We start from the raw sequence: 25578 nt of genomic DNA, 5'->3' as shown, positions 1-25578 counted from the left end.
CGGTCAGTGGTCCTCGTGTGTCCCGGGGTGCGCCGCGGACGGTGGCCGGGTGAGCAGATGGCGCGGGTCCGCCGCCCGGCTGATCGCCGATTCGACGGCCGCGATCCGGTCCGCGAGCAGCCCGAGTGCTGCCACCGCACGGGTCAGGGGATCGCCGTCGGGTCCGCCGAGCGCCTGGGTGCGTACGTACGAGGCGGAGACGGCGGACCAGCGCTCCGCCTGCGAGGGGCTGAGCGTTCCGCGCAGGGCGGCGAGTTTCAGCAGGGCCGCCTCGGCGCCCGTGGTGAGCGTCTGGGCCTCGCCCGTGTAGTGGTCGTCGATGATGGCGGACAGTTCGGCGTCGTTCATGACGGGCACGATGCGTTCGGCGATCCGGTTCATGTTGCGGTACGAGCCCTGCAGGCGGAACGGAGGCTCGGTGCGCGTCGTGTCCGTCTGCGCGGCCGAGGCGATGTACGCGGCGTTGACGGAGAGGACGGTGTCGCGGGCGTGCAGCAGATGGCGCAGCACGGCGGTGATCCGGTCCACCTCGACCGGTGCGCAGGGGTGTTGGAGCTGGTCCGCCCGGGCGGTGGCGTCGGTGCCGGAGGCGAGCCGCAGCAGCAGCGCGAGGTCCTCGCGTGACCGTCCGGCGAGCGGGGCCAGTACCGGGTTGGCCGTCAGCGCGTTCTCGACGAAGCTCAGCGCGAAGACGTCCTCGCGGCCGCTCAGCACCTCGCCCAGGTTCCAGACGTCGGCCCGGTTGGCGAGCATGTCGGGGATCCGGAACCGTTCCCCGGACTCGGTGTACGGATTGCCCGTCATGCACACCGCGAACCGTTTGCCCCGCAGGTCGTAGCTGCGCGGTTCGCCGTCCCGCACGCCCTCGATCCTGCGGGTGGCGTCGCAGAGCGGGATGAACTTCTGGAGCAGCTCCGGTGAGGTGTGCTGGATGTCGTCGATGTGCAGCAGGGTGTTGTTGCCCGCCTCCAGCGCGAAGTTGATCTTCTCGATCTCCTGACGCGCGGTCGCGCTGCGGGCCCGGGCGGGGTCCAGCGAGGTCACGTCGTGGCCGAGGCTGGGGCCGCTGACCTTGACGAGGACCAGGCCGAGCCGGTCGGCGACGTACTCCATGAGCGTCGTCTTGCCGTAACCGGGAGGCGATACGAGCAGCAGCAGGCCCTGCGAATCGGTGCGCCGGTCGGCGTCGGCGGTGCCGATCTGCTTGGCGAGGCTGTCGCCGATCAGCGGCAGGTACACCTCGTCGAGCAGCCGGTTGCGGACGAACGCGGACATGACCCGGGGCCGGTGGTCGTCCAGTCGCAGCCGGGTGCGTTCGGCGGCGACCAGGGCGGTGCGGCGGCGCTGGTAGGCGCGGAAGCCGGGGACGGTGGTCGTACGGAACTCCTCCGTCCGGGACAGGAGTTCATCGATCCGGACGGTCAGCCGGCCCCGTTCGATGCGCGGGTGGACGCCCAGGAGGCCGTCCACGGTCGTGGTGAGGGGCGCGTCGCCCTCGTAGCGGGCCAGGACCGGCTCCGGGCACAGCTCGACGGCGACGGCCTCCGCGAGATCGCCCGCGTCCAGGTCCGTACCGCTCGCCCGGGCGTACGAGGTGAGCCAGCCCTCGACGAGCTGGCGGCGGGCGGGCAGATCGTCCGCAAGCGCGGCCAGATCCTCGTCGTACGCCGAAGTGCCGGTCGTGCGACGGAACTTGTCCAGGAAGGTGCGAACGGGCTCGCCTGTGACGAACCCCTCCGGGCCGCTCGTCAGCTCCTCGAAGAGGTAGGCGGCGACGGCGCGAGGGCCGTCCCCCCGGATGGCTTCGGCCCACTCCTCCTGGAGCGCGGCGACGGCCGGGGCGAGACCGAACGTGTCGCGGGCCCGGGCCAGGGAGCGGGCCCGGCGCGTCCAGGACGTCCGGCGGACGTCGTCCGTCCCGTACGCCCAGAAGAGCTGGGCGGCGGCCCGCACGCCGGGCGGGAAGCGCAACAGCCCCGCGGCTGCGTGCAGCCGCAGGAGGGCGGCCAGGATCGCCGTGGCGTCCTCGTCGTGGACACCGCGCTGGTACCCCTCGTCGTATGCGGCAGCGGCCGACTCCCTCACGAGCTGGGCCAGTTCACCCGCTTCCAGGGATCTCAGCCGGTCCGAGCCGTGTTCGGAGAGGAGCCGGGCGGCCAGGTGCTCGCCCCGGTAGACGGACGGGGACTCGGAGGGCAGCAGCTGGTCCCAGTACGGGCGGGTGGCCCGGAAGTCCGGGTCGGTGACCGGAGCCCGGTAGTCGGTTCCTGTGACGGCGAAGGCGAGCCCGTCCCCCTGGGGCACCAGCGTCAGCTCGAACGGCTGGGTGTTCACCGCGAAGCGGTGACGGCCCAGCCGGATCGTCGCCCCGCCGTCCGCGTACAGCTCGCTGCGGTCGCGCAGCGCCCGCCCCGCCTCCTGGCGGGCGGCCAGCAGCTGCCCCTCCAGCTCCTCGGCCCTGACCGCGTCGCCGAGTCCGCGCAGCTCGTCGGCGGTGCGGCGGATCTTGGCGACCATCGGATCGGAGGCGAAGTAGGTGTGCACGGCGTCCGCGTCGGGCAGCGCGGAACTGCGGCGCGCGACGGTCTCCAGCACCCGGGCTGCGGACGCGGCGAGGCGTTCGGTCCGGCGGGCGAGCGTGTCCTGAAGGGTCTGCCTGCGGGCCGAGAAGGCCTCGTACACCTCTGTCCGTCGCTCGCCCAGCTCGGCCAGGAAGTCGTCGAACTCGGCGAACCGCGCCTCCAGGTTCTCCAGTTGCAGCAGCAGCCGCGCGAGCTGCTCGTCACAGGCGTCCGGGGTGTCCGCGACGGCCAGTGCGGCCGTGACGGCCTGCCCCAGCAGGGCGGACTCGGCGGCGAACTCGGCCCGCCCCTCCTGGTCGAGCAGCGCTCGCCGACGGGCGTCGAGCGTGGCGCGGGCCCGGTTCACCCCGCCGAGCACCTCGGCGATCCGCTCCAGGATCGAGGTGCGGACCATGCCGTCACCGATGTCGAGCCCGGCGACGACGTCCGTCACCGTGCTCAGCCCGTCCGTCATCCCCGCCAGCCGCTCGCCGAGCGCGGAGGCGTCGGTGACGGTGGTGAGGCCTGAGGCCTCCTCGGTGAGCCGGGCGACGTCCTCGTGGTAGCCGGCGAACGCGTCGTCCCCGGACAGGAACGCGACCGCACGCCGGCCCGCGGCGGTGAGGTCGTCGGCGGTCGCGACGGTGAGTTCGGCGATCCGTCCGGTGTCCGCGTGCCGCATCTCTCCGAGGGTCGCCAAGTGACCGTGGGCTGCGCGCAGTTCGGTCAGTCGCTCGACCCATTCGGCGGCCGACCGGGGGGCCTCGCCGCGTATCCGGCGGACGAGGGTGGTGATCCGGTCCGCCGTCTCGGCGAGTGCTTCGGCGGCCCGTCGGGTCTGCTCCTGCACGGCGTCGAACTCGGCGAGCATCTGCTGCGCGGTGTCGCGGAGTGCGGCCAAAGGTTCGCCGAGGCCGTCGAGTTCGCTCTCGTCCAGCCAGTGGTACCGGTCGGCGGCGCGGGCACAGTCGGCCACCAGTTGCGCGTACACGGCAGCGGTGGGGGTGGTCCCGTCGGCGCTGTGTGCGAGCGCGAGACAGTCGGAGATGCCGCGCACGAGATCGGCGTTGCCGACCCGGGCGAGCGGGCCCGTCCCGACGGGGCGGGAGGCGGCGTAGGTGTCGGAGACGTACGGCGTCTGCCAGCGCTGCACGGGATGAACTCGGGCCGGACCGCCGTCCGGGCCCTCCACCGGGTCCCGCAGAACGACGAGCGAGCCGTCGTCGAGCAGCGCGTGGCCGCGGCCCTGGAGCGGGGTGGCGACCTCCTGCCGGATCACGTTGTACGGGAGCAGCAGGCTGCGCCCGTCCTGACGCGAGCGGAACGCGTACAGGACGTCCTCGCCGTTGGGGGAGCGGACGGCACCCTCGAAGACGGGGTCGGTGAGCGGCAGGGCGATGTCGAAGGTCTTGGCGGTGCCGGCGGTCAGGTAGTAGCCGCCGGGGAAGATGATCCCCTGCTCCTCGGGAAGCCGGTGGCAGGCGGGACCGATTCCGTCCAGCCGCTGCACGGTGCCGAGGAGTCCGTTGAAGACGAGATGGCGCCAGGCCTCCTCCTTGTAGGGCCGGATGCGCAGCAGCACCAGCGGGCCGGACTCCGCGTACTCGACCTCGGCGTCGGCGAGCGACTGGAGGGGTTCGGTGACCGGTTCGCGGTAGATCCCGTCGGGGGATCCGGTGTCGTCGACGGTCTTGAGCGTGAGATGCCCGCCGAGCGTGGAGACGAAGAGCGGGGCACGCGCCCCGTCGCCGGGGCCACCGACGGCGATGTGCGGATGCGGGCCCGCGATGTGCGTCTCGCGGCCCGCGACGGTCCAGCTGAAGTCGTGCGACGGCGGGAACACGTGGTCGCGCTCGCCGCGGGCGTCGAGGAAGGCGCCGGGTGAGCCGTCGGCGTCGAGCGCCCAGCGCAGGACGCGGATGTCCTCGGCGGTTTCGCCGGTACGGAACACGGCGAGGAGCCGGCCCTCGATGCGGCGCAGCCGCAGCAGCCGGGCGTCGCGGTAGTAGCGGTGCAGTCCGCTGAACTCGCGTACGAAGTCCTCGTCGGCGAGGAGGGGGTGGGTGCCGGGGGCGAGGTCGGCGCCGTACAGCGCGAGTACGTCGTCGACGGCGGGTTCGTCGGTCCGGCCGGGACCGCGCTCGAAGCCGAACAGGAGCTGTCCGCCGACGGCGACGAGGTCGCGGGGGACGGAGGGCTGCGCGGTCCGGACCTGCTCGCTGCCGAGCAGCCGCAGTCCGGTGGAGCCGAACTCCTCGGTCCGGCGTTCGTTGAGCGCCTCGGCGCGGCGGGCGAGCTCGGCGGCCTGGGTGCGCAGCCGCCGCCGCAGCACGTCGTAGGCCCCGTCCTCGGGGCCGTCCGGGGGCGGCGGGGTGGCGGTGTCCATGCGGGGCGGCTCCTTACGGGGCGGGCTGATCGGTGGCCTGGGGGATCGGTGGCCTGCGGCCGGCGTGTGTCCTCAATCGCCGGCCGGGCGGGTCCGGCCCGAACCAGCCCGTCCGGCGATTGAGGACCAGGGGTCCGGCTACCCCACCGGCGTACCGTTCCGGGCCGGGGCCGGGGACGGGTTCGGGGACGGGTTCGGGACCGTGCCCACCGGCACATCCGCCAGGCCCAGCGACCGCGCGTGGTCCAGGAGTTGACGCACCTGGTCCGCACCCGCTCCGCCCGCCCCCGGCGCAGCCATCATCCGCATCAGCAGCGCCGACACCGTCAGGTTCTGCACGTCACCCGACGACACCGAACCCAGCACCCGCGTCAGGTCGTCCGTGAACGACGACGTGCCGTTCAGCCACGCCCCGCCGAGCGCCTTCGCCGTGTCCGAGTTCTCGACGAACCCGTCGAGGCTCTTGCCCATCGAGATGGACGAGACCAGCCGGTCGAAGAAGACCGACTCCCCGCCGACGATGTCGATGTCGGCGTTCTCCAGGCCCGTGGCCAGCACCGTCGCCTGCGCCTCGGCGACCTGGCGCTGGACCTCCAGCCCCGCGAGCCTGATCTCCTTCTCCGCGGCCAGCCGCAGCCGGTACTCCTCGTGCCCGCGCGACGCGTCGTCCAGTGCCGCCATCGCGGCCGCCTTGTCCGTGAGCCCCGCCGCCTCGGCCTTCAGCTTCTCGCCGATCATCGCCGCGTCGGCCGTCGCCTGGGCCTGCGTGCCCTCGGCCGCCGCGAGCGCCTTGAGCCGGGAGCCCTCCGCCTCGGCCCTGAGCCGGGCGGACGTCGCCTCGGCCTCGGCCAGGCCGGTCTTCTCGATGACCTCGGCCGCGGCGTCCCGCACCTGCACGTCCGCGAGTCCGGGGGCCGCCGACTCCGCCTGGACCCCCTCGGCCAGCCGCAGCTTCGCCCGTGCGTCCAGGTCCGCTGTCTTCAGCCGGGCCTCCGCGAGCGTCAGCTGCTCCGCGGCCCGGTGCGTGGCCGCGGCCTCGGCGGCCTCCGCCGCCTTGATGTCCTTGACCAGCTTCTCCTGGGCCTCCGCCTCCGCGGCGATGATCACCGACTTGCGGGTGCGCTCGGACTCCTCGACGGTCCGCAGCGTCTTGATGGACTCCTCCTGCTCGGCGACCGTACGGTCCACCGCGATGCGCTCGCGGATCACGTCGGCGACCTCGCGGCGCTCCGCCTCGACCTCCTTCGTCGCGGCGATGCGGTTGAGTTCGGTCTGCCGTTCGCGCCCGATGACCTCGATCATGCGGTCCTTCTCGATGCGCTCGTTCTCCACGGCGATGACCCGCTCGCGGTTCTTCTGTGCGACGGCGATCTCCCGCGCCTGGTTCTCCCGCTGGATACCGAGCTGCTCCTCCGTCCTGATGAACGCGGCCTGGGCGCCCAGGCGTTCCTCCTCCTGGACCCGGGCGGTGGCGGCCTCCTCGCGGGCGCGCAGGGTCTCCACCTCGCGGCGCTGCTTGATCTCGGCCTCGGCCTGCCGGCGCTCCAGCTCCAGGATGGTCTCCCGGGCGTCCACGTCCTGCCGGGTGATCTCCTTCTGTTCGGTGCGCTGGAACTCGTTGGTCCGTACGTGCTCGATCGCCGTCAGCTCGGTGATCTTCCGAATGCCCTGTGCGTCAAGGATGTTGGCGCGGTCGAGCTGCGTCATCGGCGTCTGCTCGAGGAAGTCGATCGCCGCGTCGTCGAGGTGGTAGCCGTTCAGGTCGGTGCCGATGACCCGGATGATCCGGTCCCGGAACTCCTCGCGCTTGGTGTACAGGTCGACGAAGTCCAGCTGCTTGCCGACGGTCTTGAGCGCCTCGGAGAACTTCGAGGCGAAGAACTCCTGGATCTCCACCTTGTCGCTGGCCCGTTCCGTACCGATGGCCTGGGCGACCTTGATGACGTCCTCGACGGTCTTGTTGACCCGGACGAAGAAGTTGATGTGGATGTCGGCGCGGATGTTGTCCTGGCAGATCAGGCCCTCGCGCCCGGTGCGCCGGATCTCGATGGTCTTCACCGAGATGTCCATGTACTCGGCCTTGTGCAGCACCGGCAGGACGACGGCACCGGTGAAGGTCACGTCGACCTTCTTGGTCTTGGAGATGATCAGGGCCTTGCCCTGCTCCACCTTGCGGAAGAGCCGGGTGACGACCAGGAGCAGGGCGATCGCGATGAGCAGGACCACGGCGATGAGCAGGCCGAGGCCCAAGGAGATGGCTTCCATGACAGTCCTTGGCGGCTGGTGGTACGGAAACGGAAAGGGTGAGGTGACGTGGGTGCGCGCGGCGCACGGGCCGGGCGGCACCTGCCGGGCAGCACGGGGCGGCACGACGAGGCGTGTGGTGCCGGGCCCGGGCGGAGGCCCGGATCAGGCGGTGCGGCCGGGCGGCGTACGGCGGTGCGGACGCGGCAGGGCCGGAGGCGGTCCAGGGTCGAGCGCGCGGTCGTACGGGGAAACCCAGAAGAACTCGCCCGCTTCGTCGTACGCGTACAGCAGCCCCCGAACTCCCCGCCGTGAACGCGGTGTCGGCCGGTGCCAGCTGACGTACCTGGACGATCGCGGTGGATCCGTCGGCCGCGGCGACCTCGGCCTGACCGAAGTCCGTACCGACCGAGCCGGTGCGGATCGTGCAGACGCGGCCCAGGAAGTCCTGGCGCGATGGAGGAGGCTGGTCGGCGAAGAAGCGGCGGAAGTGGTGAACCAGCAGCCGCACCACGGCCCAGGCGACCAGCAGCGCGCCGGCGAGGACGCCGAAGGCGAGCGCGGCCCGGGCGGTTCCGGTGGCGTCGCTGCGGTGCAGCAGGACCGAACCGGTCAGGGCGGTGAACCAGCCGACGGCCACCATCACGGAGACCGAGACGGTGACGGGAACGCCGCCGATCCCGGCGAGATCGGTGTCGAGGTCCGCGTCGAAGGAGTGGTGGTCGGCCGCACCGGCGAGGACGAGCAGCCAGAAGGCGATGACGACGACCAGCGCCGCGGAGAAGAGCACGGCCGGGAAGGACTGCGCCGCGGTCAGAAACTCCTGCATAGGTCCACCCCCTGCCCGCCGTGCCGGCAGTCCGGCCGGCGTCCGTGCGGGGTCCGGCGGTGACCCCGGAGCCGCGGCGCCGTCCCAACGGCACCGCGGCAGCCGGGTCTTCCCCCGTCCCCCTGCACCCCCGCGTTTCCCCCGTGGTCCCCCGGTTGGTGCTGACAGGATCGTGTCATCCACGGCCGGCCGGCCGCATTGCCGGATTCCGGCAGTCTTTCCGCACGCTCGATGCCGGGCACCGGCATGCGCGCATACGCGTTGTGCAAATATCAGGTACGCATCAGCAGCGGAGGGCGGGCGCGTGGCGGAACCGGAGATACCCGGCAGTTTCCTGGAGGACTACGCCCGGATCCTGGGCGAGGTCGCCGTCTCCGGCCGTCGGCTCACCCGGGAGGAGCTCGACGCCCGCCGCGCCCTCGGCAGGCAGGCCGCCGAGGCCGGACACCAACTGCGCGCGCTGGTCCGTATGCATCTGGCCGAGACCCGCACCGCCTGGCCGGCCGCCGTCCCCGGAGCGCCGGCTGCTGCCGCCGCCGCGTCCACCGAGAGCGTGCTGGCCGCGGTGGAGCAGGCCGTCGACGCGTTCGCCGAGGGTTTCGAGCGGGCCCAGCGCCTCACCATCCGGCGGGAGGAGGCGGCCCGCCGTGAGTTCATCGACGACCTTCTGTACGGACGCAGCGACCTGGGCCGCCTCGCCGAGCGCGCCACCCGGTTCGGGCTGCGGCTCTCCCGCGCCCACGCCGTCGCGGTGGCGACGGGCCCGGCGGCGTACAACGAGACCGACGCCGAGCCGCGGCAGGTGGAGTCGGCGCTGCTGGCCCGCTTCAGCGGCCGCAAGATCCTCCTCACGACGAAGGACGGCCGGCTGATCTGCATCGCGCCCGGCAGCCAGCCCGATGTCCTGCGGTACTTCGCCAAGCAGGCGCACGCGGCGACGGACGGCGGCCGGGTGGCGGTCGGCCGTCCCCATCGGGGTCCCGGTGGTGTGGTCCAGTCGTACGACGAGGCACTGGACGCGCTCGACCTGGCGGACCGGATGAGCCTGGATGGCCCCGTGCTGTACGCCGCTGATCTGCTCGTCTACCCCGTGCTGACCCGGGACCGGCAGGCGATGGCCGATCTGGTGCGCAGCGAGCTCGGCCCGCTCCAGCAGGCGCGGGGCGGCGCGGAGCCGCTGCTGAAGACGCTCTCCGTCTACTTCGACGCGGGCTGTGTCGCGGCCGAGACGGCCCGGCGGCTGGCGCTGAGCGTGCGGGCGCTCACGTACCGGCTGGAGCGGATCCACCAGCTCACCGGCTCCGACCCGTCCGACCCGATGCACCGTTACACCCTGCAGACCGCGGTGATCGGGGCCCGGCTGCTGGACTGGCCGGCCAAGGAGGTCTGAGCCCCAAAGACCGCCCGACCGCTCCCCTGCTGCCGGGTTCCGGCAGCGTTGCCCGTCGCCGGCGTCCCCGCATGCGGGGACGCCGACCTCCGCCTAGCGTGATCAGTCGGGGGATTCCGGTGCAGCGAGGGAGAACCGCACCATGGCCCGTCATGCACGTCAGTCAGGGGAACCGGCCGAGGGCGGACAGCGGGGGAGGGTGGTCACCGAGCCGGCGTCCCGGGCGGCTCCCGGCCAGGAGCGCGGGCCCTCCCACCGGTGGTGGGTGCTGGGGGTGATCGGGCTGGCCCAGCTGATGGTGGTCCTCGACGCGACGATCGTGAACATCGCGCTGCCCTCCGCCCAGCAGGACCTCGGCTTCAGCGACGGAAACCGTCAGTGGATCGTGACGGCGTACGCCCTCGCCTTCGGCTCGCTGCTGCTGCTCGGCGGACGCATCGCCGACCTGGTCGGCCGCCGGGTGGTGTTCCTGACCGGGCTGGTCGGCTTCGCGGTCGCCTCGGCCATCGGCGGCGCCGCCCCGAGCTTCGAGATCCTGGTGCTGGCCCGCGCCCTGCAGGGCGTGTTCGGCGCGCTCCTCGCCCCGGCCGCGCTCTCGCTCCTGACCACGACGTTCACCGTGCCCAAGGAGCGGGCGAAGGCCTTCGGGATCTACGGCGCCATCGCGGGGGCGGGCGGTGCGGTGGGGCTGCTGCTCGGCGGGGTGCTCACCGAGTACCTGAACTGGCGCTGGTGCCTGTACGTGAACCTGCTGTTCGCGGCTCTCGCCTTCATCGGCGGCTCGCGCCTGCTCACCGCGGGCGCGCCCGCCGACCGCCCGAAGCTCGACATCCCGGGGACCCTGCTGGTCTCCGCCGGACTCTTCTGCATCGTGTTCGGCTTCTCCAAGGCCGAGACGAATCCCTGGAGTTCGCCCCAGACCTGGGGTTTCCTGCTGGCCGGTGCGGTGCTCGTGTCCGCGTTCGCGTGGTGGCAGACCAGGGCCGAGCATCCCCTGCTGCCGATGCGCGTGGTGCTGGACCGGGACCGTGCGGCGTCGTTCCTCGCGATGTTCATCTCCGGCGCCGGCATGTTCGGCGTGTTCCTGTTCCTCACCTACTACCTCCAGAAGAGCCTGCTGTACTCGCCGGTCTCCACGGGCGCGGCCTTCCTGCCCATGGTCGCCGTCATGATCGTGACGTCCGTGACGACGACCAACACGCTGGTGCCGCGGTTCGGGGCCAAGCCGATCGTGCCGCTCGGCATGGGCATCTCGGCGGCCGCGATGGTGTGGCTGACCACCCTGGATCTGAGCAGCAGCTACCTCGCCCATGTGCTGCCCCCGCTGATCTGCCTGGGCCTGGGCCTCGGCATGATCTTCGCCACGGCGATGAACCTGGCCACGGCCGGGGTGGCGCCCCGCGACGCCGGGGTGGCCTCCGCGATGGTCAACACCAGCCAGCAGGTCGGCGGTTCCATCGGTACGGCGCTGCTCAACACCCTCGCCACCAGCGCAGCCACCGACTACCTGGTGGGCCGCAAGCCCACTCCGGCAGCCGTCGCCCAGGCCCAGCTGGAGAGCTACTCGACCGCGTACTGGTGGTCGGCGGGCTTCTTCGGCCTCGGCCTGCTGGTCACGGTGATCCTCTACCGCCGGGGCGTGCCCCGGCCCCACCTGGTGGAGGAGACCGAGGCGGCACCGGCCTGACGCACCCGGCTCGCCCCTCAGCGGCCGCGCCCGCCGGCCCCGGTGCCCTCCACCAGCGTGACGAACGGGATCGACTCGCCGACTCTCCGGTAGTCCCGCGCACTGCCGTCGACCGTGAACCCCATGAACGCGGAGAGCCGGCGGGCGGTCCGGGGGTGGCGGGGCGCGTACCGCGCCATCAGCTCGCCGCCCTCCTCGGCCGGCAGGACGTGCGCCGTCACGGCGTGGAACCTGCGGCCGGCCTGCACGGCGGCGTGGGGTGTACGGAGCAGGTTGCGGTACCAGTCGGCGCCCGGGCCGAAGCCGGAGGCGACCGTCCAGCTCCGCCGGCCGTCCACGACCGCGGACTCGACGACCTCGATCACCGTCCGCCGGGGCAGGCCCGTGGTGCGCCCGGTGTGGACGAGGAGCAGCAGACGGCCCCGGAACAACGGCCCCAGCCCCGCGCGGAACATGTGGACGGGCAGCCGGGCGGCGGTGCGCCGCAGTCCGGTCGGCAGCGGCGGGCGCTGCGGTCCGGGCGAAGGTGCGGGTTCAGGCATCACTGTGCAAACGTTGCACAGTCCAATGGTGGTTTCATAGGCTTGCGCCATGGATTCGGTACCGGTTCGACACCGTTTCGGCCTCGGTGCGGTCCGGATTCGAGTACGGCCGTCCCGCACGGTACAAAGAGGCATGGCCGCGCAGGAACAGTCACCCGAGGAACGACCGTCCGCCCCGGGCGGGGACGACGTCGACGCGGTGACGCGTGCGGTGCTGACGGCGTCGCGACTGCTGGTGGCGGTGTCCGCCCGTTCACTGGCGACGGTCGAGGACCGGGTGACGTTGCCCCAGTTCCGGCTGCTCGTGGTGCTCGCCACGCACGGGGACGCCAAGCTCGTCTCGCTCGCCGAGCGGCTCGGCGTGAACCCGTCGACCGCGATGCGCATGGTGGACCGGCTGATCGCCGCCGGTCTGGCGGAACGCCAGGTCAAACCGGCCAACCGCCGGGAGACCTCGCTGCGGGTGACCCCCGAGGGGTGCCGGCTGGTGGAGGACGTCACGTCCGCCCGCCGCCGGGAGGTCGCCGCCATCGTCGAACGTCTCGCGCCGGAGCAGTGCACCGCGCTGATCGACGGGCTGACGGCGTTCAGCGCGGCGGGCGGTGAACCGGCCGTGCCCGGGGGCGGCGCGGACGCCTACCCCCTGGGCTGGGCGCCCGACCTCCCCCCCCCCCACGGCAGCCGACGGCGGCCCGGGCGCGGGTCAGTCCGCGGACGTGGCGAGCTCCTCCTTGGGGGCCGCCGCCGCCCGCGCGGCCGGGACCACGCCGGGCTCACCGGGCGTGGCGGCCGGGCCGTCGCCCTTGCCGCGCCACTTCCGGATCAGCTCGACCGCCGGCTGGGTCCAGCGCGCGGTGAGCGGGCCGACGATCACGAGGATCAGGACGTACGCGGTGGCGATGGGCCCGATCCGGGGCTCGGTGGCCACGGCCAGACCGGCGATGACGATGGAGAACTCACCGCGGGCGACGAGCGTGCCGCCCGCCCGCCAGCGCCCGCGCGATCCGATGCCCGCCCGCCGGGCCGCGTACCAGCCGGTGGCGATCTTGGTGAAGACGGTGACGACGGCCAGCAGCGCGGCCGGCAGCAGCACCGGCGGAATCTCCGCAGGATCGGTGGAGAGCCCGAAGAACACGAAGAAGACGGCGGCGAAGAGGTCCCGCAGCGGGGTCAGCAGCTTGCGCGCACCCTCCGCGACCTCTCCGGAGAGCGCGATGCCGACGAGGAACGCGCCGACGGCCGCCGACACCTGCAACTGCTGGGCCACACCGGCGACCAGGACGGTCAGCCCGAGCACGACGAGCAGCAGCATCTCCGGATTGTCGGAGGACACGGCCCGGCTGATCAGCCGGCCGTGCCGCAGCGCGAGGTAGAGCACGAACCCGACGGTGCCGAGCGCGATGAGCAGCGCGATGCTGCCCCCGGCGAAGCCGACGCCCGCGAGCATCGCGGTGAGCAGCGGCAGATAGACGGCCATCGACAGGTCCTCGATGACCAGCACCCCGAGGATGACGGGCGTCTCCCGGTTGCCGAGACGGCCCAGGTCCGCGAGGACCTTGGCGATCACCCCGGACGAGGAGATCCAGGTGACCCCGGCCAGGGCCACGGCGCCCACCGGACCCCAGCCGAGCAGCAGGGCCGCGACGGCGCCCGGGGTCGCGTTGAGTACGAAGTCCACGGCGCCGGACGGGTACTGGGTCTTCAGACTGGTGACGAGTTCGGAGGCGCTGTATTCGAGACCCAGCAGGAGCAGCAGCAGGATGACGCCGATCTCGGCGCCCACGGCGGTGAACTCCTCGCTCGCTCCCAGCGGCAGCAGCCCGCCCTCGCCGAAGGCGAGCCCGGCCAGCAGGTACAGCGGGATGGGCGAGAGTCCTACGCGGCCGGCGAACCGGCCGATGATGCCCAGTCCCAGGATGACGGAGCCGAGCTCCACCAGCAGTGCGGTCGTGTCGTGCACGGTCAGCCCTCCGCAATGATCTCGGAGAGCGTGTCGACGCCCTCCCTCGTACCGACGACGACGAGCGTGTCCCCGATGGCGAGCCGGAAGTCCGGCCCGGGTGACGGATGTGCGCTGTGGGTCCGCAGCACCGCCACGATCGAGGCCCCGGTCCGGGTCCGCGCCCGGGTGTCCCCGAGCAGCCGGCCGCCGTACGGGGAACGCGTCCCGAGCGGGATGTGCTCGGTGACCAGGTCGATGCCCTCGGTCCGCACGGCGTCGATCGGCGCCGCGTCGATGAGGTGGGCGAGCCCGGTGGCCTCCTGTGGAGTCAGGGGTACCGAGAGTTGACAGGAATCGGGGTCGCCCTGGTCGTAGAAGCCGATGAACCGACGTCCGTCGTGGTGCACGACGACGGAGATGTGCTGTCCCGACTCGGTGGTGTAGTCGTACTGCACGCCGACTCCGGGCAGCGTGGTGCGGTGGGTTCCCATGGCTTCCTCCCGAGGAGCGCGGTGTGCTCTGACGTACTTGGCGATCTCTTTAGCTGCCCATTACCTTATCCGGAGGCTCCCGCCGCCTTTGTGGCCGGTCTTCCGGACCCGCACGCACGCGTGCCCGGCCGGTGCGCAGCCGGCCGGGCACGCGGTGGTCGACGCGAGGCGTCAGTCGGCGATCTCGATCTTGCCGTTCTGCGCGGTGGCGGTGTCCTGCTGGGCCGGGACCTCCGGCTTCGGGCCCGCGCCCTTGAGGTTCTGCAGCAGTGCGGCGAGGTCGACTCCGGTGGTGGAGCTGAGGAGTTCCATGCCCTGGGCGACGTTGTCCGTGACCGTGCGCGACAGCTGGCTCGCACCGTCCGTCGAGATCACGGTCAGCTTGTCGATGGCGCTCAGCGGCTCGGACGCCTTGGCGACGACCTGCGGGAGCACCTCGACGAGCATCTGGAGGACGGCCGCGTCGCCGTACTGCGCGAAGGCGTCGGCCTTCTTCTGCATGGCCTCGGCCTCGGCCGAACCGCGGGCGGCGATCGCGGCGGCCTCGGCCTCGCCCTCGATGCGCACGGCCTCGGCGAGCGCCGAGCGGTGCAGCTTCTCGCCCTCACCCGTCAGCCGGGAGCGCTCGGCGTCCGCCTCGGCCTCCTTGACCTGGGCGATGCGGCGGGCCTCCGCCTCCTGCTCGGCCCGGTAGCGCGCGGCGTCCGCGGGCTTGCGGACCTTGGTGTCGAGCTCGCGGTCGGTCAGGGCGGCCTGGCGCTGGGCGACCTTCTCCTGCTCCTGGAGGACCTCCTGCTGGCGGGCGGCCTCGGCGAGCGGACCGGCGGCGTTCGCCTTCGCGGCGGCCGCTTCCGTCTCCGCCTTGATCTCGGCCTGCTTGAGGTAGAACGTCCGCTCGGCGATGGCGATTTCCTCGGCGGCCTTCAGCCGGGCCTGCTCCGAGGCCCGGCGGGCGATCGCCTCGGCGATGTCCGCCTCCTGCTTGGCGCGGGCGGCCTCGGGGCGGCCCAGGTCCTCCAGGTAGGAGCCCTCGGTGGTGATGTCCTGGATCTGGAAGGCGTCCAGGATCAGGCCCTGCCCGGACAGGCTCGCCTCGGCCTCCTCCGCCACCTGGCCGGCGAAGGCGGCCCGGTCGCGGATGATGTCCTCGACCGACATCCGGCCGACGATGGCGCGCAGCGCACCGGAGAGCACTTCCTGGGTGAAGCCGACGATGCCGTTCTGCTGCTGGAGGAAGCGCTGGGCGGCGGCCCGGATGGCGTCCTCGCTGCCGCCGACCTTGACGATCGCGACGCCTTCCAGGTGGGACTTGACCCCGCGCAGGGTGACGGCCCCGCGCACGGCGACGGGGATGTGCCGGCTGGAGAGGTCCAGGGTGAACTTCTGCTGGACGAACGGCACGACGAAGACGCCGCCACCGACGACGACCTTCTGGCCGCTGTTGTCGATGCTGGCCCGTCCGGTCACCGGGTCGACGGACTTCTTGCCGCGGCGGCCGGTGATGATGAACGCCTGGCTGGGTCCCGCGACCTTGTAGCGGGTGATGACGGCGAGGGCGAGCAGGAAGAGGAGTACGACGACTCCGACGATGGCGATCAGGACTGGACTCATAAGGATGTCCCCCTCTGCCTCCCGACGGGGACGGCAGTTCTGTGGCGAGCGGTGGCGTGCGGGCCGGCGTGCCGGCTCAGCGTTCGACGGGACGGACCGAGACCGAGGTGGTCGAGAGCGTCGCCTCGACCCAGATCTCGGTGCCGCGTTCGACCGGTACCGGGCTCTTCGCCGAGAGCTTCACGGGCTGCCCCCCGAGTCGCAGCAGCACCTCGCCGTAGCCGTCGGCCGGAATGGCCGTGACCACGGAACCCGACGTGCCGACGAGGTCCTCGTCCCGCGGCGTGACATGGGTCTGATCCCGCATCAGGGCCCGGCTGAACTTCCAGGTCAGTCCGGCCGCGACCAGCCCTGCGAGCACCCCGGCGGCAGTGGCGGCGATCGTGCCGACGCCGGTCGTGCCGAGCACGATGGCGCCGCCGAACCCGAGCATCGAGACGAAACCGGCGATCACCGGAAGGGAGAGCAGCCCGTCGAAGAGACCGTCCAGCACGCCCCCGAAGAGCCCTTCGAGGATCCCGTCGAAGATCAGTGACAGGGCGAGCAGTGCGACTCCCGCAATGCCGAGACCGAGAAACAAGGTCACGTGATCACCCCTCCCGGCTGCGGAACCCCCCCGAACATTTCCGTCGAACTGGCTGGATGATCCCATACCTGGCCGTCTTGCGACACTGCCGGGATCCGGCAGTCTTTTACGCCTTGTTGATGCCGGAGAGGTGGCCCGCGAGGGTGTCCAGTGACTGGAACGTGGCACCGAGCAGCGCCACGTGCTTCCAGCGCAGCACACCGTCGGCGTCGATCAGGAACACCGCGCGACGCACCCCGATCCCCGGTGCCGCCACCCCGAAGGCACGGGCCGTCTCACGGCCCGGGTCCGCGAGGAGCGGCATGCGCAGCTGATGGCCGCGGGCGAAGGACTCGTGGCTGTCCACATCCTGTGGACTGATTCCCCAGACCTCCGCGTCGAGCCCTTCGAAGGTCTCCATGCCCGAGGAGTACGAGCAGAGCTGCTTGGTGCACACGGCCGTGTTGTCGCCCGGGTAGAAGGCGAGGACGACGGCCCGGCCGCGCGCGGCTGAGAGCGTGTAGTCGCGGCGCTCGAAGGAGTCACCGTCCAGGACGCCTCCCGCGAGCGTGAAGTCCTGGACCGGCTGACCGAGTTGGAGTGACGATCCCATGTGATGTCCTTAGAGGTGGGCAATTGGTGGGCGGTGCTGCGTGACGGTGCTGCCCGTGCTCCGTACAGCATGCTCGGTACGGAATCGATCACCGCACCCGGAGGTACGCATGACGCAACCACGCCCGCCGGCGGCCGCGGTGCTCCTGCTGCACGGCGGCCGGGAGACCGGTCTCGGGGTGCCGCCGCCCGTCCCGCTCAACCTGCCCGCCGTGCGGATGCGGCCGTTCGCGCGCGGCCTGCGGGGCGGCGCTGCCCGGCGACGTGTTGGTAGTGGGCGGTCCGGTACGGGTATCGGGGCTGGAACGGTGACCGGGCGGATCCGCTGCACGACGCCGTACGTGCCCTGGACGAGCTGCGGCGTACGGCGGGGGAGGTCCCGGTCGTGCTGCTCGGGCACTCGATGGGCGGCCGCGCCGCCCTGGCCGCCGCCGGACATCCGCTGGTCCGGGCCGTGGTCGGCCTCGCCCCGTGGTGCCCCGAGGGCGACCCGGTCGCCCAGCTCGCCGGACGGGACGTCGTCCTGGTGCACGGCATCCGCGACCGTGTCACGAACCCCGCGGACTCCCGCGCGCTCACCGAACGGGCCAGGAAGGACGGCGCCCGGACCTGTCTGGTCACCGTGAACGGCGGCGACCATGCGATGCTCCGACGCGCCTTTGCCTGGCACCGCCTGACGACCGCTCTGGTCGCCGGGCTGCTGGACCGGGCACCGCTCCCCGGGCCCGTGGCCGAGGCGCTGCTGCTGCCGCCGGGGGCCACGGCCGGCGAGGGGACGGTGGACCTGGACCGGCTGCTCCCGCCCGGGTCCTACGCCTCGGGCGGTACGGGCGGGGCGTAGTAGCCCAGGAACATGTCCACCCCGTGGGTGATCAGCCGGTCGGCGGCGTCGTCGTCGATCGTCGTGCCGTACGAGCCGAAGACCAGGTGCGGGAAGACCAGCAGCGCGTACAGCTGGATGATCGCCGTCTCCAGGTCGGGGATGACCAGCCGGCCGCGACCGGCCAGTTCGCGCAGGGCGTCGGCGACGGCGGGGTGGTGGCCCTCGGGGCCGTGGCCCTGCCAGGCCTGAGCGATCTCCGGGAAGCGGTGCAGCTCGGCGGCCACCAGATTGCGCAGGGCGATCACATCGGCGTTGCCGCGGACGGCCGCCACCCAGGTGCGGGCCGCGTCGACTAGGGCGGCACGCAGGTCGGGGGCGTCGGCGAGGGTGGCGAGCGCCGTCGTGGACGCGCCGCCGAGCGGCTCGTCCAGCGCACCCGCGATCACGGCGGTGAACAGCGCTTCCTTGCTGCCGAAGTGGTTGTAGACCGTCACCTTCGAGACGCCCGCCCCGGCGGCGATGGTGTCCATTCCGACGCCGAATCCGTCCCGGAGGAACGCCTCGCGGGCCGCCTTCACGATGGCCTGCCGCTTGGCCTCGGCGCGAGGTCCGGCGGGGCGGGGCTTGATGTCCATGGAGCGATGCTAACAGCGACCTGAACTGAACAGTTGAGTTCATGTGTACTGAGCCGTACAGTTCAGTTCATGACTCATGACACCTCCTGGAAGACCTCCGTGCCCGGCGACAGCCCTCCGCACGGCCATGGCCACGGCCACCACCGGCCGCCCGCCGTCCGCCGTCCCGGAGTGATGCTCGCGCTCATCTGCGTCGCCCAGTTCATGCTGGTGCTCGACGTCACCGTGGTGAACGTCGCGCTCCCCGACATGGCCGCCGACCTGCACCTCAGCCGCACCGCGCTGACGTGGGTGGTCACCGCCTACACCCTCTGCTTCGGCGGGCTGATGCTGCTCGGCGGGCGCCTCGCCGACGCCCTCGGGGCCCGGCGCACGCTGCTCGCCGGTCTGGCCGTCTTCACCGCGGCCTCGCTTGTCTCCGGGCTCGCCGGCAGCGCCTCGATGCTGATCGGCGGCCGGATCGCGCAGGGCGTGGGCGCCGCGCTGCTGTCACCGGCGGCCCTGTCGCTCGTCACCACCTCGTTCCACGGCCCCGCACGCAACAAGGCGCTCGGGGTGTGGGCCGCGATCGGCGGTACCGGATCGGCGATCGGGGTGCTGGTGGGCGGCGCGCTGGCCGGCGGCCCGGCTGGAGCTGGGTCTTCTACGTCAACGTGCCCGTCGGCATCGCCCTGCTGGCCGCCCTCCCCGTCTTCGTTCCGGCGCGCGCACCCCGGCCGTCGGCCCGGCTCGACGTTCCCGGGGCGGTGCTCGTCACGGCCGGTACCGGTGCGCTGATCTACGGACTGGTCAAGGCCGGGGACGGCGGCGGCTGGGGCGCCCCCGCCACGCTGCTTCCGCTCGTGGCCGCCGTGGTGCTGTACGCGGGGTTCGCGGCGGTCGAGCGGGCGACCCGGGAGCCGCTGATGGACCTGCGGATGTTCACCCGCAGGCCGGTGCTCGCCGGGTCGTTCCTGATGCTGATCGCGACCGGACTGCTGATCGCGTTCTTCTTCCTCGGCTCGGTCTACCTCCAGCACGGCCGCGGTTTCGGGGCCCTGCGGACCGGGCTCGTCTTCCTGCCGGTGGCGGTGGCCGTCGGCGTCGGTGCGCACCTGGGCTCGCGGCTCGTCACATCGGTGGGGAGCCGGGCCACCGCGGTCGGCGGGATGGTGATCGCCACCGCCGCCTGCGCCCCGCTGGCCGGGCTCGACGCGGACAGCAGTGTGTACGGGGTGCTGCTGCCGGGTCTCGCCGTTGCCGCGTTCGGTCTCGGCGCGGTGTTCGTCACCGCCACCACGACGGCGCTGGGCATGGTCGCGCACGAGGAGGCCGGGCTCGCGTCCGGGGTGGTCAACACCTTCCACGAGGTGGGCGGGTCGATCGGTGTCGCGGTCGTGTCCACCGTGGCCGCCGCGGGGATCGGCGGCGTGGCGGGCACGGTGACCGGTTTCGCGGACGCGTTCCTCGTGTGCGCGGTGGCCGCGGGCGGCTGCGCGGCGGTGTCCGCGGTGCTGGTGCCCCGGGGGAAGCCGGAGACCGGGGGCGCGATGCCGGTGCACTGAAACGAGCGGTGCGGCGGGTGTCTGCGGATGCGGTGGCGCTGCGGCCGTCCGACGATGAAGGGCCGGGCAGACGGGCGGCCCGCGCCCTGCCTCAGGAGGTTCGCCTTGCCGGTTCACGCCGACCACCCGCGGTCGATCGACGAGACGGCGCTCGCCGCCGCCGCTCTCGACGGCACGATGGCGGGCGTGGCCGTGTTCGACACCGAGCTGCGCTATCTGTACGTGAACCCGGCGCTGGTCCGCCACAACGGCCTCCTGCCCGCCGCCCACCTGGGCCGGCGTCCCAGCGAGGTCCTGCCCGACATCGACGCCCGCGAGGACCTCATGCGCGCCGTTCTCGCCGACGGCCGGGCGCGCGAGGTCACCTCCAGCGGCCGGCTGCCCGCCGAGTCCGGCACCGCCCGCTGCTACTGGCACGGTGCCTACCACCGCCTGGAGGTGGCCGGCCGGGTCGTCGGCGTCGTGGGGATCGTGCTGGAGGTCATGGCGTCCGACGCCGAACAGCACCGGTTCGCCCAGGCCCAGCGCCACCTGAGCCTTCTGGACAGTGCGAACACCCGCATCGGCACCACGCTCGACATGGACACCACCTGCGCCGAGCTGACCGAACTCGTCGTCCCCGGCCTCGCCGACGTCGCCACGGTCGAGGTCTTCCCGCCCGACGTCGCCCCGCCGGTGCGCCCCGCGCCGCCCGACGTGGTCCGGATGCGACGTGCGGCGATCTCGTCGGTGCGCGGGCTGAGCCGGGGTATCGCGCAGTTCGGGGTGGCCGGCGACTACATCGACTACCAGCAGGACGCGGCCGTGCCGCGCTGTCTGGTCACCAATCAGCCGGTCGTGGAGAACCTCACCGGCGACGAGCGGCTGAGCCGCGCCGCTCCCAGCCCGGAGCGGGTCGCCGCCTACCGGGAGCTCGGCCTGCACTCGGCGATCGCCGTACCCATCGCCGTGCGAGGGGCCCCGATCGGCGTGCTCGGCCTGCTCAGGGCATGCGGATCACCCGTCTTCACGGACGACGACGTGGTGGTCGCCCGCGAGCTGGCCGTCCGGGCGGCCGTCCACCTCGACCATGCGCGGCGCTTCACCCATGAGCACACCATCGCCCTGGAACTCCAGCGCTCCCTGCTCTCCGAGCCGCGTCCGCCGCACCCGCACATCGAGATCGCCACCCGCTACCTGCCGGCCGACCGGAGCGTGCTGGTCGGCGGCGACTGGTTCGACGTCATCCCGCTGCCCGACGGACGCCATCTGAAGGCGATGGGCGATGTGATGGGGCACGGCGTCGAGGCGGCCGTCGCGATGAGCCACTACCGCTCCCTGCTGCGGCTGCTGGCCGACGAGGAACTGCCGCCGCACCGCATCCTGGAGCAGCTCGACCGGATGGTCGAGCGGTCCGGGCTCGACCGGGCGGCGACCTGCCTGATCGCCGTCGTCGACCGGACCGGCGGGGTGTGCGAGGTGTCGAGCGCCGGGCATCTGCCGCCGGTGTTCATCGACCCCGGCCCGGCCGGCACCTGGCTGGGCGACGTGCCGGCGGGCCCGCCGCTCGGCACCGGGTTCGGCGGCTACCGGACGACGCGGGTGGAGTGCGGACCCGGCACCGTGCTGTTCATGTACACCGACGGGCTGGTGGAGCGGCGCGGCGAGGACATCGACGTGTCCGTCGCCCGGCTGGCGGACCTGAATCTGCCGGAGAGCGGCGACCTGGAGGAGCTGCTGGACGCGGTGCTCGAACGGTTCGGCCCGGGGGCCGAGGACGACATCGCGGTGATGGCATCCCGGGCGCGGGTGCCATTCCCGGCCGACGACTGCGCGACGGGCTGAGCCCCGGGCCGGTCCGGCGGATCACCCCAGTTCGAGGCTGGTGATGCCGAACAGCCCGGCGTGCTCGACGTCCGGCGCCGCACCGGTGTACATGCGGGCCGTCTCGAACGACGGGGCGAGACCGAGCTGTTCGGCCAGGCGCATCGCCGCCGGGTTGATGCCGGGTACGTCGACGGCGACGGGTGAGGACGGATCGGTGGCCGCGAGCGCGCTCACCAGCGCGCCCGCGATCTCCGGCGTGGCCGCGTACAGCGGGCCGATGCGCGAGGACGTACGGCAGGCGCGCAGCACGGCGAGCCCCCGCACCTCGCCCTCGGACAGTGCGACCAGCGCGGTGCGTCCGGGCGTGGTCGTCCAGGCCGCGAGGAAGCTGTCCCGCTCCGCCGGGAAGAACCGGCGGTCGTACGCGGTGACCTGACCGAAGGGCAGGGTGCGGGCGTCCACCAGGGTGACGCCGGGCGGCGGCGCGACATCGACCGGGACGAGCCCCTCGTACCGCAGGTTGGTCCAGGCCGGACGGAAGCCGGACCTGCGGTAGTTGGGCTGCTGCTCGACCACTCCGTCGAGACCGGTGTTCCGTCCGGCCAGCCGCGCCGTCCCGGCGGCCCAGAGCCGGCTCCCGTACCCCTGTCCGCGCAGTTCCGGGCGGGTCAGGTAGAAGCCCAGGAAGCCGAAGTCCGCGCCGTAGCGGACCACGGAGACACAGGAGGCGGGCACCCCGTCGAGGCGGCCGATCAGGAATCCGCACGGATCGGCGGCGAAGAACGCCTGACCGTCGGTCAGCCCGGGGTTCCAGTTCTCGGCATGGGCCCAGTCCGCCATCATCCTGATGTCGTCCGCGCTTGCTGTGGTGATCTCGAATGTCGGCACCCGACCACGTCTACCCCGTGGAAGGCCGGCCCGCCATCATTTCGCCGTGTCACCACCCGGTCCACAGAAGATGGTTGACCGCCAGGGCGAGGGCCGCCTGGGCCGCGAGCCAGCTGCGCCGGGTGCCGGCGGGCAGCAGGGCGCCCAGCGGCAGCAGCCACAGGGCGAAGGGCTGCCAGATCCGTTCGGTCTCCGCCTTGCTCATGCCGGAGAGGTCGGCGGCCAGCAGGGCGAGCAGGGCCGCCAGGGCGAGCAGGACCAGCCGCCCTTCGGCGGCGGTGGTCCCGCCGCGCAGCCCGCGTACGGCTCCGGGCGCGCCCGCCACGCCGCGGCGCAGCCCGGCGACCGTGGCCGGTCCGATGATGACCGCCGTGCAGGCGAGGTTGGCCCAGATCCAGTAGCCGTAGGGGCGGATGCCGCCCGCCCCCTGGTAGTAGCGCTCGACCAGCACGCGGTAGGCGTACCACCAGTCGAAGCCCGCCACGGTGAAGGCGACGGGGACGACCACGGCCCCGAGCAGGAACAGCGGGAGCGGCCGGGCGGTACGGGTGAGCACGAGGACGGCGAGCAGTGGCATGACGATGAGCGTCAGACCGTAACTGAGGTAGCAGGACAGTCCGTACAGCAGGCCCGCGCCCAGCGCCGCGACGGCGGGGGCGCGGACCGTGCGACGCGCGGCCAGGGCCAGGAGCGCTACGGACCAGGCCGCCACTGCGGTGAAGTAGCCGTCGGCGGAGGTGCCGGCCCAGACGGCCACCGGGGCGAGGACGAGGAAGGGGGCGGCGCGCCGGGCGGTGTCCTCGTCGGCGAGCGCCCGCAGGGCGACCAGCGCGGCCACCGCGGCCAGACCGCCGACGACGATGCACCAGACGCCGGCCCAGGCCCCGCCCCCCAGCCCGATGCGGTCCAGCAGCACGAAGGTGAGTGTGGCGCCCGGCGGGTGCCCCGCGACATGCGCGGGCCAGTTGCCCGGCGGGCCGATCAGGATGTGGCTGTCGAAGGTCCGCAGAGCGGCGCCGATGTCGTCGAACCGGTCGATGACCCGCAGGTACTCGTGCTTGGTGGTGAGCCGTTCGGCGATGCCACGGCCCCAGCCGTCGATGAGCGCCAGCGAGAAGGTCCAGGCGAGCGAGGCGGCCCAGCCGGTGAACAGGAGCGCCCGCCAGCGCAGCCGGGCGGCGAGCGCCGGACCGTAGGCGATCACGGCCACGGCGACGGCCGGCGCGGCCGCCGTGCCCGGACCGATGTGCGGGTACCAGGTCGCCAGCAGGGGCGCCCAGTGGACGACCAGGGTGTGGTCGGCGTTCTCGATCGCCTGGCCGATGAGCACGGCGGCGGTGACCAGTGCGACGGCCCCGGCGACGGCGATCAGATCACCACGGGTGCCGGTGCGCGGGGCGACGGGGTCGGGGTCCTCGGTATGGGGTGCGGTGCGGTCCTCGGTCTTCACCCGGGCACGTTATGCGGGGGAGGTGCTCGCCGTGGCGTGTCGCCCGCACGCGTCACCGAACCGTCAGATCCGGCTCCCGGAGGCCACCGGAGTGGCCCGGCAGCGGAGTGACGTCAGACTTTCGTCAGGAGTCGTACCCCTGTCCACGGTGAACCGCGGGCATAGCGTCGCGCCATGGGCGAACGACATGACAGCGGGCCGCACGGTCCCGTTGCCGCACGCATGGCCGCGGTACTCGAACGGACCCCGTCCGCACCCGGTTTCTGGCGCAGCCCGGTTCGCGGCGTGCGGTTCACGGCGGTGCTCGGGCTGGTCCTGCTGGCCGGGATCACGCTGCTGTTCGTGACCGGCCTGCTCTCGTACGCCGCGTACAACCCGGACCTCGCACCGGTCAACGACAAGACCCCGGACAAGGGGCTCCTCGGCTTCTACCTCTTCTCCTGGCCGACCGGGCCGCACTGGCTGTACCGGCTGACGCAGGGGCTCCACGTCACCGGCGGCATCGTGCTCGTGCCCGTCCTGCTGGCGAAGCTCTGGTCGGTGGTCCCGAAGCTCTTCGCGCTGCCGCCCGCCCGGTCCGTGGGGCATGCGCTGGAGCGGCTGTCGTTGCTGCTGCTGGTCGGCGGGGTGCTGTTCGAGTTCGTCACCGGACTGCTCAACATCCAGCTGGAGTACGTGTTCCCGGGCTCCTTCTACCCGCTGCACTTCTACGGCGCGTGGGTGTTCTTCGCCGCCTTCCTCGCCCATGTGGGGCTGCGCATGCCCACGGCGGTTCGGGTGCTGAGGGAGGGCGGGCTGCGCCTGAACACCGCGGACGACCCGCTCGCCTCGCCCGACCCCGCCGAGCCGACGCTCTCCCGCCGCGGCGCCCTCGCCATGGTGGGGGCAGGTTCGCTGGTGCTGTTCGTCACCTCGGCGGGCCGCAGCTTCGACGGGCCGCTGCGGCAGCTGGCCGCGCTGACCCCGCACGGCGCGGCCGAACCGGGCACGGGTCCGAACGGCTTCCAGATCAACAAGACCGCGGCGGCCGTCGGTATCACCCCGTCGGACACCGGCGAGGGCTGGTGGCTCACGGTCAGCGGTCCGGCCGGAGACCTCAGGTTCACCCGGGCGCAGCTGCTGGCCATGGACCAGTTCAGCGCCGCCCTGCCCATCGCCTGCGTGGAGGGCTGGTCGACCTCGGACCAGTGGTGGCGCGGCGTGCGGTTGCGGGACCTGGCGTCGCTCGCCGGCTGTCCGCACTCGGCGCCGGGGGTGCTGGTGGAGTCGGTGCAGCGGCGGGGCGCGTTCCGCCGGGCGGCGCTGCGGGACAACCAGGTGCGCGATCCGCGCTCGCTGCTGGCCCTCCAGGTCAACGGCGAGGACCTGTCGCCGGACCACGGGTACCCGGCCCGGATCATCGTCCCGGCCGCCCCCGGCGTACTCAACACCAAATGGGTGGCCCGGCTGACCTTCGGAGAGCTGTGACGAACAGGATGAGTCCCCGGCAGATGTTCCGGCGCTGGTACGGGGAGGGGCCGCTGCACCTGCTTCTGCTGGCCGCCTCGTTCGCGCTCGCCGGCTACGCGGGCG

At 72.7% G+C, this 25578-nt stretch carries 15 protein-coding genes and 4 pseudogenes; 7 read left to right on the top strand and 12 right to left on the bottom strand.

The features are described 5' to 3' along the window. Positions 1-3: 3 nt before the first annotated feature. From SH922_RS19165 to SH922_RS19155, 3 genes and pseudogenes are all read right to left on the bottom strand, one after another. Complete coding sequence (locus SH922_RS19165) at positions 4-4947, bottom strand: DNA repair ATPase (protein ID WP_393059162.1); 4944 nt, start codon at positions 4945-4947, stop codon at positions 4-6. Positions 4948-5085: 138 nt separating this feature from the next. Continuing rightward, complete coding sequence (locus SH922_RS19160) at positions 5086-7212, bottom strand: flotillin family protein (RefSeq protein ID WP_393059161.1); 2127 nt, start codon at positions 7210-7212, stop codon at positions 5086-5088. A 144-nt stretch (positions 7213-7356) separates the two neighbouring features. After that, positions 7357-8020: pseudogene (locus SH922_RS19155) on the bottom strand (hypothetical protein). A gap of 304 nt (positions 8021-8324) precedes the next feature. Between SH922_RS19155 and SH922_RS19150 the strand changes: the two are divergent. Further along, complete coding sequence (locus tag SH922_RS19150; protein WP_393059160.1) at positions 8325-9410, top strand: PucR family transcriptional regulator; 1086 nt, start codon at positions 8325-8327, stop codon at positions 9408-9410. A gap of 142 nt (positions 9411-9552) precedes the next feature. Next, on the top strand, positions 9553-11097 hold the full coding sequence (locus SH922_RS19145; protein ID WP_393059159.1) for an MFS transporter: 1545 nt from the start codon (positions 9553-9555) through the stop codon (positions 11095-11097). A gap of 17 nt (positions 11098-11114) precedes the next feature. Here the strand turns inward: SH922_RS19145 and SH922_RS19140 are convergent, their stop codons facing one another. Next, positions 11115-11639, bottom strand: a complete 525-nt coding sequence (locus tag SH922_RS19140) for a nitroreductase family deazaflavin-dependent oxidoreductase (RefSeq protein WP_393059158.1) — start codon at positions 11637-11639, stop codon at positions 11115-11117. A gap of 133 nt (positions 11640-11772) precedes the next feature. Between SH922_RS19140 and SH922_RS19135 the strand changes: the two are divergent. After that, a pseudogene (locus SH922_RS19135) lies at positions 11773-12306 on the top strand (MarR family winged helix-turn-helix transcriptional regulator); the annotation flags it as partial. Positions 12307-12342: 36 nt separating this feature from the next. Here SH922_RS19135 and SH922_RS19130 read toward each other — a convergent pair. The 5 genes from SH922_RS19130 to SH922_RS19110 form a co-directional block, all read right to left on the bottom strand. Beyond that, complete coding sequence (locus tag SH922_RS19130; protein ID WP_393059157.1) at positions 12343-13599, bottom strand: cation:proton antiporter; 1257 nt, start codon at positions 13597-13599, stop codon at positions 12343-12345. A 2-nt stretch (positions 13600-13601) separates the two neighbouring features. Then, the gene (locus tag SH922_RS19125) at positions 13602-14072 is read right to left on the bottom strand and encodes a cation:proton antiporter regulatory subunit (RefSeq protein ID WP_393059156.1); all 471 of its coding nucleotides are present in this window, start codon (positions 14070-14072) and stop codon (positions 13602-13604) included. Positions 14073-14243: 171 nt separating this feature from the next. Next, complete coding sequence (locus SH922_RS19120) at positions 14244-15683, bottom strand: flotillin family protein (protein WP_393059155.1); 1440 nt, start codon at positions 15681-15683, stop codon at positions 14244-14246. 76 nt (positions 15684-15759) lie between these two features. After that, positions 15760-16269 carry an NfeD family protein gene (locus SH922_RS19115; RefSeq protein ID WP_393059154.1) on the bottom strand — a complete coding sequence of 170 codons (510 nt, stop codon included), beginning with the start codon at positions 16267-16269 and terminating at the stop codon, positions 15760-15762. Between the two features lie 106 nt (positions 16270-16375). Beyond that, on the bottom strand, positions 16376-16861 hold the full coding sequence (locus SH922_RS19110) for a peroxiredoxin (RefSeq protein WP_393059153.1): 486 nt from the start codon (positions 16859-16861) through the stop codon (positions 16376-16378). Positions 16862-16970: 109 nt separating this feature from the next. Here SH922_RS19110 and SH922_RS19105 point away from each other — a divergent pair. Next, positions 16971-17701, top strand: a pseudogene (locus tag SH922_RS19105) (alpha/beta fold hydrolase). Here SH922_RS19105 and SH922_RS19100 read toward each other — a convergent pair. Further along, the gene (locus SH922_RS19100) at positions 17671-18318 is read right to left on the bottom strand and encodes a TetR/AcrR family transcriptional regulator (RefSeq protein WP_393059152.1); all 648 of its coding nucleotides are present in this window, start codon (positions 18316-18318) and stop codon (positions 17671-17673) included. The pseudogene SH922_RS19105 and the gene SH922_RS19100 sit on opposite strands and share 31 nt — an antisense overlap. A gap of 69 nt (positions 18319-18387) precedes the next feature. Between SH922_RS19100 and SH922_RS19095 the strand changes: the two are divergent. Both SH922_RS19095 and SH922_RS19090 read left to right on the top strand, forming a co-directional pair. After that, positions 18388-19862, top strand: a pseudogene (locus tag SH922_RS19095) (MFS transporter). A 105-nt stretch (positions 19863-19967) separates the two neighbouring features. Then, positions 19968-21686 carry a SpoIIE family protein phosphatase gene (locus SH922_RS19090; protein WP_393059151.1) on the top strand — a complete coding sequence of 573 codons (1719 nt, stop codon included), beginning with the start codon at positions 19968-19970 and terminating at the stop codon, positions 21684-21686. A gap of 21 nt (positions 21687-21707) precedes the next feature. On the opposite strand, the gene SH922_RS19085 is transcribed toward SH922_RS19090, so the two are convergent. Both SH922_RS19085 and SH922_RS19080 read right to left on the bottom strand, forming a co-directional pair. Continuing rightward, positions 21708-22556: a GNAT family N-acetyltransferase gene (locus SH922_RS19085; RefSeq protein WP_393059150.1), complete on the bottom strand. Its 849-nt coding sequence runs from the start codon at positions 22554-22556 to the stop codon at positions 21708-21710. 49 nt (positions 22557-22605) lie between these two features. After that, entirely contained in the window at positions 22606-24006 is a 1401-nt protein-coding gene (locus SH922_RS19080; protein WP_393059149.1) for a hypothetical protein, read from the bottom strand. A 222-nt stretch (positions 24007-24228) separates the two neighbouring features. Between SH922_RS19080 and SH922_RS19075 the strand changes: the two genes are divergently transcribed. Next, positions 24229-25473: a molybdopterin-dependent oxidoreductase gene (locus SH922_RS19075; RefSeq protein ID WP_393063617.1), complete on the top strand. Its 1245-nt coding sequence runs from the start codon at positions 24229-24231 to the stop codon at positions 25471-25473. Positions 25474-25578: the final 105 nt, after the last annotated feature.

Source organism: Streptomyces sp. LN549, from assembly GCF_043203805.1.
Classification (GTDB): Bacteria; Actinomycetota; Actinomycetes; order Streptomycetales; family Streptomycetaceae; genus Streptomyces.
This window is presented reverse-complemented; position numbering and strand designations above follow the sequence as displayed.

Bases quoted from the DNA above. Each gene is read 5' to 3' on its own strand.
- SH922_RS19125 (WP_393059156.1), bottom strand. From the start codon at position 14,072: ATGGGAACCCACCGCACCACGCTGCCCGGAGTCGGCGTGCAGTACGAC.
- SH922_RS19140 (WP_393059158.1), bottom strand. From the start codon at position 11,639: ATGCCTGAACCCGCACCTTCGCCCGGACCGCAGCGCCCGCCGCTGCCG.
- SH922_RS19145 (WP_393059159.1), top strand. From the start codon at position 9,553: ATGGCCCGTCATGCACGTCAGTCAGGGGAACCGGCCGAGGGCGGACAG.
- SH922_RS19165 (WP_393059162.1), bottom strand. From the start codon at position 4,947: ATGGACACCGCCACCCCGCCGCCCCCGGACGGCCCCGAGGACGGGGCC.
- SH922_RS19160 (WP_393059161.1), bottom strand. From the start codon at position 7,212: ATGGAAGCCATCTCCTTGGGCCTCGGCCTGCTCATCGCCGTGGTCCTG.
- SH922_RS19120 (WP_393059155.1), bottom strand. From the start codon at position 15,683: ATGAGTCCAGTCCTGATCGCCATCGTCGGAGTCGTCGTACTCCTCTTC.
- SH922_RS19100 (WP_393059152.1), bottom strand. From the start codon at position 18,318: ATGGACATCAAGCCCCGCCCCGCCGGACCTCGCGCCGAGGCCAAGCGG.
- SH922_RS19075 (WP_393063617.1), top strand. From the start codon at position 24,229: ATGGCCGCGGTACTCGAACGGACCCCGTCCGCACCCGGTTTCTGGCGC.
- SH922_RS19110 (WP_393059153.1), bottom strand. From the start codon at position 16,861: ATGGGATCGTCACTCCAACTCGGTCAGCCGGTCCAGGACTTCACGCTC.